The sequence below is a fragment of the Bacillus sp. AFS015802 genome (assembly GCF_002561455.1).
Taxonomy (GTDB): Bacteria; Bacillota; Bacilli; order Bacillales; family Bacillaceae_B; genus Rossellomorea.
The window spans coordinates 120,600-133,152 of sequence record NZ_NTUP01000013.1; the positions used below are offsets into that span (position 1 = coordinate 120,600).

Consider the following 12,553-nt stretch of genomic DNA (forward strand, 5'->3'; position numbering starts at 1 on the left):
TCCAAATATACTCCTCCACAAAGCAACAAGATTCAAACTATTTTACCCAGATAAAAAGGCCGACTCCTTAAAGAGTGTAAGGAGCCGACCTTTTTTCATTCACCATTACTGAAGTAAAGCTTTGATTCTTGACACAACATTCTCTGAAGTGAAGCCATACTCTTCCATGACTTTCGCTCCGGGAGCAGATGCACCATAACCATTGATCGCTAAGATGTCACCTTCATCTCCAACATATCGATCCCAGCCCATTGGTGATCCCATTTCGATTGCCAGGCGTTTTTTCACGCTCTTAGGGAGGATTGATTCTTTGTATTCTTTAGATTGTTTTTCAAAACGATCCCAAGAAGGCATACTTACGACGGAAACACTGATTCCGTCTTTTTCAAGGGCATTCTGGGCTTCTACTGCAAGATGTACTTCAGAACCAGTCGCAATCAGCAGGGCATCAGGCTGATCTTTACCGGAAGCTGAAACCACATACGCCCCTTTATCTACCCCATTGTAGGCTTTATCAGCCGTACCTTTAAGGGTTGGAAGATCCTGACGGGATAGAACCAACATCGTTGGCTGATCCTTGGACTCTAACGATAACTTCCAAGCTGCTGCGACTTCATTACCATCGCCAGGACGGATAACTGAAAGGTTAGGCATAGCGCGAAGGGAAGCAAGTTGTTCGACAGGTTCATGAGTAGGGCCGTCTTCTCCGACAGCGATACTATCATGTGTGAATACATACGTCACAGGTAACCCCATTAAAGCCGCTAAGCGGATGGCAGGTCTCAGGTAGTCACTGAATACGAAGAATGTTCCTCCGAATACTTGAAGCCCACCGTGTAGAGCCATACCATTCATGGCAGCACCCATACCGAATTCACGAACTCCGAACCAAATATTTCGCCCTTCATATGATTCAGGCATAAAGTCTTTCTCATCCTTGATCATCGTTTTATTGGATCCAGCCAGGTCAGCGGAGCCGCCGATGAATGAAGGAAGGTTTTTAGCGATGGCATTCAATACCTCACCGGATGAAGCACGGCTTGCCAGTGCTTTTCCTTCTTCATATACAGGGATGTCCTTATCCCATCCTTGTGGAAGTTCACCTTTGATCGCTGCCTCTAATTGAGCTGCCAGTTCCGGATGATCCTCTTTGTATTGAATGAACAGGCCAGCCCAATCTTGTTCTTTCTCAGAACCTGCCTGTTGTATTTTTTCTTCGAAGCGGCTGTAAACCTCATCAGGAACATGGAAATCCTGATCGAATGTCCACTTGTAAGATTCTTTTGTAAGCTTCATTTCCTCTTCACCAAGTGGCGCACCATGAACCGCTGATTTACCTGATTTGTTAGGTGCTCCGTATCCAATGACCGTTTTCACTTCGATCATTGTCGGGCGGGATGTATCCCCTTGCGCTTCTTCGATGGCTCTTGAAATTTCTTCAAGGTCGTTTCCGTCTTCTACGCGGATGTACTGCCAGCCGTAAGATTCAAAGCGGCCCTTCACACTTTCAGAGAATGATTTATCCAGGTCACCGTCAAGTGAAATATCGTTGGAATCATAAAGAACAACAAGGCGTCCTAATTTCAGATGAGCTGCCAATGAAGCGGCCTCTGAGGAAACCCCCTCCATTAAATCCCCATCTCCACAAATGGAGTATGTAAAGTGATCGACCATATTGTACTGGTCCTTGTTGTATGTAGTGGCCAAATGTCTTTCGGCTAACGCCATACCGACTGCCATGCCAATCCCCTGACCAAGCGGACCTGTCGTCGCTTCTACACCAGGAGTGTGCTTATACTCGGGATGTCCTGGAGTTTTACTTCCCCATTGGCGGAAATTTTTCAGGTCATCCATAGAAACATCATAACCTGATAGGTGAAGCAGGCTATATAATAGCATCGAACCGTGTCCCGCTGATAAAACGAAGCGATCGCGGTTGAACCACTCAGGGTTTTTGGGATTATGATTCATGAATCTTGTCCAAAGTGCATACGCCATAGGAGCTGCACCCATAGGCATTCCCGGGTGTCCGGAACCTGCTTTCTCAATTGCATCGATCGACAAAGTACGGATAGTATTAATGGCTAATTGATCTGTGTTATCAAACATATGTCAGTCATCCTTCCTTTTAATGTACCTTATTAATATTAATCTTCTTTGGTAGTTTATACAACTATCTTGAATGATAACATGACTTTATGATGGTTGAAAATAAAAACCCTTGTCATTTCATGAGGGTTGAGAATGAATCAAAAAACTTCCGGGCCCGTTTAAACAGGACAGGAAGTTCGTTATCTCAATGCATTTTCTTTTTAGTCTGTATATCCTTGATCTTCTTGGGAGTGACTTCATTTCCTTCGGGGTCAAAGATCCTTGTATTTTCTATCGTACCCTTCATCGATTGACGAAATGTTTCTAGGTATTCTTTTCTTAGTTTGGTCTGTTCTTTTGCTTCCTGTTCAGTCAGTCCGCTGCTCTTGGACTTTTTGGCAAGCTCATTGATCCGATTCATTTTTGTTTTTGAAAGCATCTATAAAAACTCCTTTATTGCATAGTCGGCAAACTCTAAAACACAACTGAAAGCTGCATATTATACTATCGTCATGTTACTAGATTAAAGGAGAGAAAACAAGGTTTAAGCATCATCAAGCGATGCCACATACTCTTTATAACGTCTATGTACCGTAGCTTTGGAGACATCGTATCCGAAGCCCCTGAGGGTAGCTGCGATCTCTGCAAAGGTCAATTCATTCCTTCTCAATCGCACGATTTCTCCTACAGGAACTTCGATGCGCTCCCTTCCATCCACGTTCCCTTTGTTTTTTAAATTCTTATGAGGTTGAAAGCCATTTTCGACAGCCCTCTTCATCCCCCGTTTGATTTTCAGATTATGAAGTTTTCGTTGATACTCCTCTACCATACTGACGATGTTGATGACCATTGAATCGGACTCTGATAAATGAAGCTCCCCGCTATGGGTCTGACTGATGATCTTCACCCCCTCTTTCAAAAGGCAGTGAATAAGGGCTATCTTCGCATTTCCCCTGCCGATCCTTGTCTCGTCCTGGATGAGCACCGCCTCAATCGATTCATCTTTAACCAGATCCAAAAGCTTTAAGACACCCGGTCGATCCAACTCAAATCCGCTTGCCTGATCCTTGATAATCTCTTCAATTTCATACTGATGATCACGTGCCAATTTGACCAGTTCTATTTCCTGGCGCTCCAGGGACGTTTCCTGCGTATTCTTCTTCGTGCTTACCCTGCAGTAGATTACTGCCTTCATCTTCTATCCCTCTATTCTTCATTCATTACCAGTTCAACATCTGATTGGGTGGACATGGTTGGATTCTCTATCGGTAACACAAGTGATTCACCTGGTTTAATAGAGAAAGAGGTTAATTCGTTTTCCTCCCCCACCCATGCGATAAATTCTTCTACTGTCATAGAATATTCCTCATTATACTCTTTGGCAATAGTCCAAAGAGTGTCGCCGTCCTTCACCGTGATGCTATGGTACGAGGGCTGATATGCGGCATTGATCAACAAATAGGCGGCCGATAAAAAAACTAAAACAAATAATATAATAATATAAGAGAATCGGGTCCAAATATGTGCTAACATAAAATTACCTCCATGCGAATGTTTGTTCTGTTTTGTTACATTCATTGTAATACGAACATCCGTTTGGTGTCAACAAAATTCGAACTTATGTTTGTATCAGTCCGGGTGACATGCTATAATGGGAACATAAGATCTATAATAGAGGTGCGTGAACATGACAAAATTGTCGAAAAGACAGCAGGACATACTACAATATATTAAAGTTGCGGTCAGGGAAAAAGGGTATCCTCCTTCCGTACGTGAAATCGGGGAAGCCGTCGGTCTTGCTTCCAGTTCGACTGTACATGGACATTTAGCAAGGCTTGAAAGTAAAGGTCTTATCCGTCGTGATCCAACTAAACCGAGAGCCATTGAAATTCTGGACCTTGAGGAGGATGCGATTCCTCGACAACGGGTTGTGAACGTTCCTTTAATCGGTAAGGTTACAGCCGGTCAGCCCATTACGGCTGTTGAAAATGTAGAGGAATTCTTCCCTCTCCCCGAACGGATGGCACCTTCGGATGAACAGGTCTTTATGCTTGAGATCATGGGTGACAGTATGATAGAAGCCGGGATTCTGGATGGGGATTTTGTCATCGTACGCCAGCAGCAAACTGCGAATAATGGAGATATTGTCGTAGCCATGACGGATGAAGATGAAGCGACGGTTAAACGCTTTTTTAAAGAAAAGGATTATGTTCGACTTCAGCCCGAGAACTCAACCATGGAACCCATCATCTTACGAAACGTTTCCATCTTAGGGAAAGTGGTAGGAGTCTATCGTCAAGTTCATTGATTACGGTACCCGGTATGCATCATGCATACCGGGTTTTCTCTCATCTATAAGCCCAAATGAATGAAACCCTAAAAGCCTGAGGATATAGCCCAATCCTCAGGCTTTTTTGTATAAGAGGGACTATCCATCCTCCTTGATAACGGTCGCGTACATCCCTTGAAAAAGCAAAAACCCCCGACAACAAAATGTCGGGGGTTTCCTATTTTTAATACATTTGAATGTATTGCTCGCGCTCCCATGGGTGTACTTGTGTACGGAACATATCCCATTCGATTTCTTTCGCTTCCACGAAGTGTTCGAAGATGTGTTCTCCAAGAGATTTAACGATTACTTCGTTTGATTTAAGGATTTCAAGAGCTGCATGTAATGTTGCAGGAAGATCAACGATGCCTGCTTCTTCGCGCTCTTTTTTGTCCATGACATAGATGTTGCGGTCAATTGGCTTCGGAGCTTCCAGGTTATTCTTAACTCCATCTAATCCTGCTGCCAATAATACAGCCATCGCAAGGTAAGGGTTTGCAGCTGGATCGACACTGCGTACTTCTACACGTGTACTTAATCCACGGGATGCAGGAATACGGATTAACGGGCTTCGGTTACGTGCAGACCAGGCGACATAACAAGGTGCTTCGTATCCTGGAACTAAACGTTTGTATGAGTTTACAGTCGGGTTCGTGATTGCTGTAAAAGCAGTGGCATGCTTGATGATACCAGCAAGGAATTGACGGGCAGTATCACTAAGCTGCAGGTCACCTTTTTCATCAAAGAAAGAGTTCACTCCATTTTTGAATAAGGACATATTACAGTGCATTCCCGAACCATTTACACCGAATAATGGTTTCGGCATGAAGGTTGCGTGTAAACCATGTTTACGTGCAATCGTTTTAACCACCAGCTTGAATGTCTGGATATCATCACAGGCTTTTAATGCATTTGCATATTTGAAGTCGATCTCATGTTGACCAGGGGCTACTTCATGGTGAGAAGCTTCGATTTCAAAGCCCATCTCTTCTAATTCCAAAGCGATATCACGACGACAGTTCTCTCCTAAGTCGGTAGGAGCCAGGTCAAAATAGCCACCATTATCATTTAACTCTAAAGTAGGTTCGCCATTTACATCTAATTTGAAGAGGAAGAATTCCGGCTCAGGTCCAAGATTGAAGTCGGTAAACCCTAGCTCTTCCATTTCACCTAAGATACGCTTTAGGTTGTTACGGGGATCTCCCTCGAATGGAGTGCCATCCGGATTGTAGATATCACAGATCAGACGGGCTACCTTACCTTTTTCGGCTGTCCATGGGAATACCAACCATGTATCAAGATCCGGGAAAAGGTACATATCTGATTCTTCAATACGAACGAATCCTTCGATGGAAGAACCATCAAACATCATCTTGTTGTCCAGTGCTTTTTCAAGCTGACTAAGAGGGATTTCTACGTTCTTAATCGTCCCTAAAATGTCAGTGAATTGTAGTCGAATGAACTTAACTCCTTCTTCATTCGCTAATCTTAACACATCATCTCTAGTATACTTTGCCATTTACGTAATTCCTCCTCAAGTGTATTAAAGGTTTATTTAATGAAAAAAGCGGGACATATCACCTTGACGCAGAGACGATCGATTGAATCGGCCTGAATGCATTAATTCATTGCGAAGCAATTTACGCAGCTCATCGTCAGATAAATCCTGTCGTGCTTTTTCTTCCTTTTCATTGCTTACGTCAGATACTACTTTGCTTTCATTATGACTGGATACAGAAAAGATTTTCTTTATCCCTGCCATGTTGATACCTTGATCTAACAGATCCTTTACTTCCAATAACTTATCAATGTCATTCAAGGAAAAGAGCCGGCGATTTCCCTCGGTCCTTGCCGGGGTTATCAGCTTGTGCTCTTCATAGTATCGAATCTGACGAGCCGTTAAGTCCGTGAGCTGCATGACAATACTAATAGGAAACAATGCCATCGTTCGACGAATTTCACTTCCGCTCATCTTGATTCCTCCTTTTGTTTTCCTTCTTGACTATATTATATGTAACGTTAGGAGTTCTGTCAATCAAATGTTAGATTTTCTTACATAAGCAATCAAAAGAAAAGGATAGTCGGCTATAGACTATCCAATTACTTCTTTATTATCCTGTTTATATGGTGATTAAACCTTTTTCAATCAAATTGTCTATTGCCGAACATACAGCGATTTTCACGTGAGAATAAGTTAACCCGCCCTGAACGTAGGCGATGTAAGGCGGTCTAATGGGTCCATCCGCTGATAATTCAATGCTCGATCCCTGTATGAACGTGCCGGCAGCCATGATGACATCATCCTCATAACCAGGCATATAATTCGGATATGGCGTGAAATGGGAATTTATCGGTGAGGCAAATTGGATTGCCTGACAGAATGCGATCATCTTTTCCCTGTCGTCGAATTGAACCGATTGTATTAAGTCTGTCCGGGTGGCAAAAGGTGATGGGTCGGTGTTCATACCAAGTTCGGTCAAAAGAGCGGAAGTGAAGACCGCACCTTTCAATGATTGGGCCACTACATGAGGGGCCAAAAAGAATCCTTGATACATTTCCTGAAGGCTGTACAGGGACGCCCCTGCCTCAGCACCGATTCCAGGGGAGGTCATACGGAATGAACAGGCGTCTACATATTGTTTCTTCCCGACAATATATCCCCCAGTCTTTGCAAGTCCCCCACCGGGATTTTTGATTAGGGATCCGGCCATCAGATCTGCCCCGACGTGACAAGGTTCTTTCTCCTCGACAAATTCCCCGTAGCAGTTGTCCACGAAGACAACGATTTCCGGATTGATTTCTTTAATGAAAGCAATCATTTCCCTTATTTCTTCTATTGTAAAGGAAGGACGATTCGCATATCCTTTCGAGCGCTGGATCCCGACCATTTTCGTCCTTTCGGAAATGGTCCGGGCCACCTTTTCAAAATCGACTCCTCCAGATTCATTTAAATCAACGCTCTGATAGCCGATCTGGAAATCTTTAAGGGAACCGGTCCCTTCTCCACGGATCCCGACAATTTCCTCTAACGTATCATAGGGTTTTCCCGTTATGTACACCAGTTCATCTCCTGGACGAAGTATTCCGAACAAGGCAATGGAGATGGCGTGGGTACCGGAAATGATTTGTGGTCTCACAAGCCCGGCTTCTGCCCCGAATACATCTGCGTAGATGCTTTCGAGCGTATCCCTTCCTGCGTCGTCATACCCATAGCCTGTTGAAGGGATGAAGTGAGAATCACTTACCCGATGCTTTTGAAATGATCTTAAAACGTTGAACTGGTTGCTTTCAGAGCGTTCATCGATCTTTGAGTGAACTTGTTTGATATCTGCCTCTACTTTCTTAACAAGTGATTGTAATGTTGTTCCATTTACTAGTTGTTCAAACATTTGGATTATGTTCCCCTCTACCTTTGAAATTTCTTGATGCTTCCCGCGACTGGATGATCTTCAAGGTGAAAACCGCTCATTTCATATACTTGACTCTCTTCAAGGAATTCCAATTTTCTCAAGATTGTTTCTCTTTTTAATTGTGACAGGAGCTTTCCTTCATTCGCAGGAATGAACGCATGATAAGGTATCATTTGTTTTTTCACGATTTCTTCGATTTTCACTAAAAGCTTTCCGCGGTCCCCCGCATTTAGGGCACTGATCAACATGTGATCCGCATCGCTTGACGGAACAAATTCCGGGTCCACCGCATCCCGCTTATTGTATACTGTCAATTGCGGTAATCCGTCCATTTGTAAATCCTTCAATAAAGAGTGTACAGTCCTTTCATGCTGACTGTAATCCGGATTGGAACTATCCACGATATGAAGAAGCAGGTCTGCCTCTTTCACTTCTTCGAGGGTGGAACGGAAGGCCGCAACAAGGGTGGTCGGTAAATCTTGAATAAACCCTACTGTATCTGTAAGTAAGGTTGAATATCCACTGGGCAGGGGCATCTTCCTGGTCATGGGATCCAATGTAGCAAATAATTGATTTTCTTCATAGGATTCTGCCAAGGATATCCGATTGAACAATGTGGATTTCCCTGCGTTTGTGTACCCCACCAGTGCAATCTGAAACGCTTTATTGCGCTTCCTTCTTTCCCGGTACCTTTCTCGATGATCGACAATGGTCTGCAATTGCTTCTTAATATCGTCGATTCTCTTGTGGATGTGCCGCCGGTCACTTTCGAGCTTGGTTTCACCCGGTCCCCTTGTGCCGATCCCTCCCCCTAATCTTGAAAGGGATGCCCCCTGACCGATAAGCCTTGGCAGCAAATATTGCAGCTGGGCAAGCTCTACTTGTAATTTCCCTTCTCTTGAACGGGCACGCTGAGCAAAAATGTCCAGTATCAGCTGTGTTCGGTCAATCACCCTGGCACCTAAATCCTTCGATAAATTCCGTATTTGACTGGGTGATAATTCATCATTAAAAATGATGATGTCAGGTTCGAATTGTTCTTCGAGGAGCATCAGTTCCTCCACTTTTCCCTTACCGATATACGTACCAGGATGAATCCTGTCCCGTTTTTGGGTAAGAGAGGCAACAACCTGACCTTGAGCCGTTTCAGTGAGTTCTTCAAGCTCATTTAAACTATATTGAAACCGCATGTCATCTTCTTCGAGTTGACATCCGACCAGTATGACTTTTTCTTTCGCTTCCTTCTTCAATCATCATCCTTCTTTCTCTACTTTTCATTCTATTTCTCATCATATCAAATCCGACTCGTAAACTCTATGTAAAAAGCAATCAAAAATGGTTGCAAATCAGCACAAACGTGTTAAAATCAGTATGTTTGATTATGACATAACACTTACTTCAAGATTCTACATAATGGCATGTAGCATATTGTAATAGGGTGAGGAGGAATGTGTATGACGTGGGAAGTACTGAGCATTATTGGTACCATTGCTTTTGCTATTTCAGGAGCTATCATTGCCATGGAAGAGGAATATGATATCCTCGGTGTTTATATATTGGGAATTGTCACTGCATTCGGAGGGGGCGCAATAAGGAATTTGCTGATCGGTGTACCCGTTTCTGCTTTGTGGGAGCAAGGGATGTTGTTTCAGATTGCCCTCCTTTCCATTACAGCCGTCTTTTTGTTCCCTAATAATCTCCTGAAACATTGGAGACGATGGGGGAATTTCTTTGATGCGATCGGTTTATCGGCTTTCGCTATCCAAGGGGCATTATATGCTTCCGAAATGAATCACCCCATCAGTGCGATCATCGTAGCTGCCGTTTTAACGGGGAGCGGCGGCGGAATCATCCGCGATCTCCTCGCCGGCAGGAAGCCTCTGGTGCTTCGATCGGAAATTTATGCTGTATGGGCCGTTCTTTGCGGTGCGGCGATCGGACTTGGAATTGTTCATTCAGCTTTCGAACTCTATTCTCTGTTCGTCATTACCACGGCATTTCGCGTACTCTCCTACTTATATAAATGGAGATTGCCGAATAGAAGCTTACGGGCAAGTGCTTAATAAAAAAAATGCATTCACTTGGTTGAATGCATTTTTTTATATTGATTTAAGTATGGTCATTCAGATCCATTTTTATGAAATACGAGGTCGTTGCTCCGGATGGTTAAGAGATCATGTCGATCATAGCAATTTTCCATTAAGAGCCTCATCGCCTGGGCACGTATCGATTTCTCCAGGACATTTCGCACATACCGTCCGTTTGAAAACGCCATTGGGGATAAGGTGTTTTTAGCACTGTTCAAATGTTCCCGGATCTTTCTTTCGGCATCATGACTTAGTAAGTACTGTTTCTCATCCAACATCCTTTTTCCTATTTCCATCAGCTGATCGACGGAATAATCGGGAAAATGAAATACGAGGGGGAATCGCGATTGAAGACCTGGATTCAAGGTAAGGAAGTGCTCCATTTCCCTTGAATACCCGGCCAAAATCAAGATAAAATCATGCTGTTTATCTTCCATATGCTTCACAAGCGTATCAATGGCCTCTTTTCCAAAATCCTTCTCTCCGCCCCGACCGAGTGAGTATGCCTCATCGATGAAAAGGATGCCCCCCAAAGCTTTCTTCACCAGGTCCCGTGTTTTCTGTGCCGTATGTCCGATGTATTCCCCAACAAGGTCGGCTCTCTCAGCCTCGATTAAGTGTCCTTTCGAAAGCACATTCATCTTTAAGAACAGTTTTCCTATGATTCTCGCCACCGTCGTTTTCCCTGTACCCGGATTCCCTTTGAACATCATATGAAGTGCTTGTTTTCCAGCCTTCAGCCCCATTGCTTCCCTCTTTTTATTCACATATATCCATGCATAAATTTCTTTCACCATCTTTTTCATTTCTTCCATTCCGACAAGAGATCCAAGTTCTTCTTCAATTTCTTTCAGCGCTACATGCTCTTGAGGGAGAGACTGAGGAATCGAATCTAACGTTTCACGGACCGAACTCCTCTTCTGGGAGTTCAATACGATGCTGATTTGGCCGTTATTTTTCATTCGCATTGGTTGATCCAAAGATTTCACCTCACCATTCTAGTGACAATTTACGCATCTAGTGTAAAGGGGTGAAAAACGCCTGCCATTTCACCTGATTTTTTTCGACAAATAAAAAGAATCCTGTCTATTCCTGCGCTTTCCCGAGAAATAAATAGAATTACGCTGAGATAACAATTTATCATTCCGTCCTTGCTTTTCTCAGGTCAAACCGTTCGAGACCCTCTAAAAACCCTTAGATTATTACCATTTCACGGTTTTCTTCAATATTTTTCAAGATTTAGAGTGATGGAAATACAGCCTCTCTTATCATCTTATTCACTTACAGTTCATTTCATTAACTTTTCTTGCAGTAATGACATTGACAATATAAAAAGCTGCCACAAGTGGCAGCTCTTATTACAAGATGATCAATTATTTTGTTCTTCAAAATTTATTTGAACATTTCGCTGCGGCGCGAATGTTGAGATGGCATGTTTAAATACCAGTTGCTGTTTACCTTCCGTTTCAAAAAGGACGGTGAAATTATCAAACCCCTTTACCTGGCCGCGAATCTGGAAGCCATTTAACAGGAATACCGTTACGAGTGAACCGTCTTTTCGCAATTGATTAAGGAATTGATCTTGGATATTAATGGATTGTTTCATGGTTAGTCCTCCTCTTTCTATCTCTACTTTACTTATTCGACTTTAGTTGAAGCTTTCCTGCAATAAATTCTGAAATATCCTCAATATTTTTGACATGCAGGCTCTCTTCTGTCATATCGAACCAGGCAACATCCATCTTATTTCGAAACCAGGTGAGCTGACGCTTCGCGTATCTCCGTGAGTTTTGCTTAAGATTTTCAATTGCCTGCTCCAGGCTGACGGCACCGTCGAAGAATTCATAAAGCTCTTTATAACCTATCGCTTGAACGGACTGAACGTCCCTCACACCTTCATCATATAACGCTTTCACTTCTTCCAAAAGCCCCTGTTCCATCATCAGCTCTACACGGAGGTTGATTCTCTTATATAGTTTTTCCCGATCCATGGTCAAACCGATTAATGCTACATCGTACTGCAGCTCATGAGTTTGGGATTCCTGATACTCACTCATGGTCTTACCGGTACAATGGTAAATCTCCAATGCACGGATCACACGCCGTGTATTATTGGGATGGATATTGAAAGCTGAAACGGGATCCACCTTCTTCAGTTTAACGTGAAGCCACTCGGATCCATGCTTTTCGAGATCCTCTTCCAGCTCAAGCCGGTAGCGTTCATCACCAGGTGTTTCGGTGAATTGATAATCATAAAGGACGGCTTGAATGTAAAGACCCGTCCCTCCCACGATCATAGGGGTTTTGCCGCGTGAATGAATGTCGGATATTTTCTTCCTGACAAGCTGCTGGAACTCCGCCACCGAAAAAGAATCTTCTGGATTTCTTATATCAAGCAGGTGATGAGGTACCCCTTCCATCTCATCTGCGGAGATTTTGGCTGTCCCGATGTCCATCCGTTTGTAAATCTGCATGGAATCACCGCTTATGATCTCTCCATCAAACCTTTTGGCAAGCTCTATACTCGTATTGGTTTTCCCGACTGCAGTGGGACCGATAAGGACAATCACTTTCTCTTTCTCCATTTTTGTCATATGTTCACTGCTTTCTATGTAACTGTTTCTTTACATATTATC

Annotated in this window: 13 protein-coding genes; 2 read left to right on the top strand and 11 right to left on the bottom strand. The window is 43.3% G+C overall.

Annotated elements, in window-relative coordinates; translation table 11 throughout:
• Positions 1-105: 105 nt before the first annotated feature.
• The 4 genes from tkt to yneA form a co-directional block, all read right to left on the bottom strand.
• On the bottom strand, positions 106-2,109 hold the full coding sequence (gene tkt / locus CN378_RS09570; protein WP_098351663.1) for a transketolase: 2,004 nt from the start codon (positions 2,107-2,109) through the stop codon (positions 106-108).
• Between the two features lie 187 nt (positions 2,110-2,296).
• A complete protein-coding gene (locus CN378_RS09575) occupies positions 2,297-2,530 on the bottom strand; it encodes a DUF896 domain-containing protein (RefSeq protein ID WP_060673267.1) in 234 nt (77 codons plus the stop codon).
• Between the two features lie 105 nt (positions 2,531-2,635).
• Positions 2,636-3,286 (bottom strand): YneB family resolvase-like protein, encoded by a 651-nt coding sequence (locus tag CN378_RS09580; RefSeq protein WP_098351664.1) that lies wholly within the window; start codon positions 3,284-3,286, stop codon positions 2,636-2,638.
• A gap of 11 nt (positions 3,287-3,297) precedes the next feature.
• Positions 3,298-3,624, bottom strand: coding sequence for a cell division suppressor protein YneA (gene yneA / locus CN378_RS09585; protein WP_179884862.1), 327 nt, complete (start codon positions 3,622-3,624; stop codon positions 3,298-3,300).
• Between the two features lie 154 nt (positions 3,625-3,778).
• Between yneA and lexA the strand changes: the two genes are divergently transcribed.
• Positions 3,779-4,399: a transcriptional repressor LexA gene (gene lexA / locus CN378_RS09590; protein WP_098351666.1), complete on the top strand. Its 621-nt coding sequence runs from the start codon at positions 3,779-3,781 to the stop codon at positions 4,397-4,399.
• Positions 4,400-4,604: 205 nt separating this feature from the next.
• Here lexA and glnA read toward each other — a convergent pair whose 3' ends face one another.
• The 4 genes from glnA to hflX all read right to left on the bottom strand — a co-directional run bounded on the left by glnA (position 4,605) and on the right by hflX (position 9,080).
• Complete coding sequence (gene glnA / locus CN378_RS09595) at positions 4,605-5,939, bottom strand: type I glutamate--ammonia ligase (protein ID WP_098351667.1); 1,335 nt, start codon at positions 5,937-5,939, stop codon at positions 4,605-4,607.
• 36 nt (positions 5,940-5,975) lie between these two features.
• Complete coding sequence (locus CN378_RS09600) at positions 5,976-6,392, bottom strand: MerR family transcriptional regulator (RefSeq protein ID WP_098351668.1); 417 nt, start codon at positions 6,390-6,392, stop codon at positions 5,976-5,978.
• Between the two features lie 148 nt (positions 6,393-6,540).
• Positions 6,541-7,809, bottom strand: coding sequence for a methionine gamma-lyase family protein (locus CN378_RS09605; RefSeq protein ID WP_098351669.1), 1,269 nt, complete (start codon positions 7,807-7,809; stop codon positions 6,541-6,543).
• A gap of 17 nt (positions 7,810-7,826) precedes the next feature.
• The gene (gene hflX, locus CN378_RS09610) at positions 7,827-9,080 is read right to left on the bottom strand and encodes a GTPase HflX (RefSeq protein WP_098351670.1); all 1,254 of its coding nucleotides are present in this window, start codon (positions 9,078-9,080) and stop codon (positions 7,827-7,829) included.
• Positions 9,081-9,284: 204 nt separating this feature from the next.
• Here hflX and CN378_RS09615 point away from each other — a divergent pair, with 204 nt between their 5' ends.
• Positions 9,285-9,893, top strand: a complete 609-nt coding sequence (locus CN378_RS09615; protein WP_098351671.1) for a trimeric intracellular cation channel family protein — start codon at positions 9,285-9,287, stop codon at positions 9,891-9,893.
• Between the two features lie 56 nt (positions 9,894-9,949).
• Here the strand turns inward: CN378_RS09615 and spoVK are convergent, their stop codons facing one another.
• The 3 genes from spoVK to miaA all read right to left on the bottom strand — a co-directional run bounded on the left by spoVK (position 9,950) and on the right by miaA (position 12,511).
• The gene (spoVK, locus tag CN378_RS09620) at positions 9,950-10,897 is read right to left on the bottom strand and encodes a stage V sporulation protein K (RefSeq protein WP_098351672.1); all 948 of its coding nucleotides are present in this window, start codon (positions 10,895-10,897) and stop codon (positions 9,950-9,952) included.
• A gap of 389 nt (positions 10,898-11,286) precedes the next feature.
• The gene (gene hfq, locus CN378_RS09625; protein WP_098351673.1) at positions 11,287-11,523 is read right to left on the bottom strand and encodes an RNA chaperone Hfq; all 237 of its coding nucleotides are present in this window, start codon (positions 11,521-11,523) and stop codon (positions 11,287-11,289) included.
• A gap of 28 nt (positions 11,524-11,551) precedes the next feature.
• Positions 11,552-12,511, bottom strand: coding sequence for a tRNA (adenosine(37)-N6)-dimethylallyltransferase MiaA (gene miaA, locus CN378_RS09630; protein WP_098351674.1), 960 nt, complete (start codon positions 12,509-12,511; stop codon positions 11,552-11,554).
• Positions 12,512-12,553: the final 42 nt, after the last annotated feature.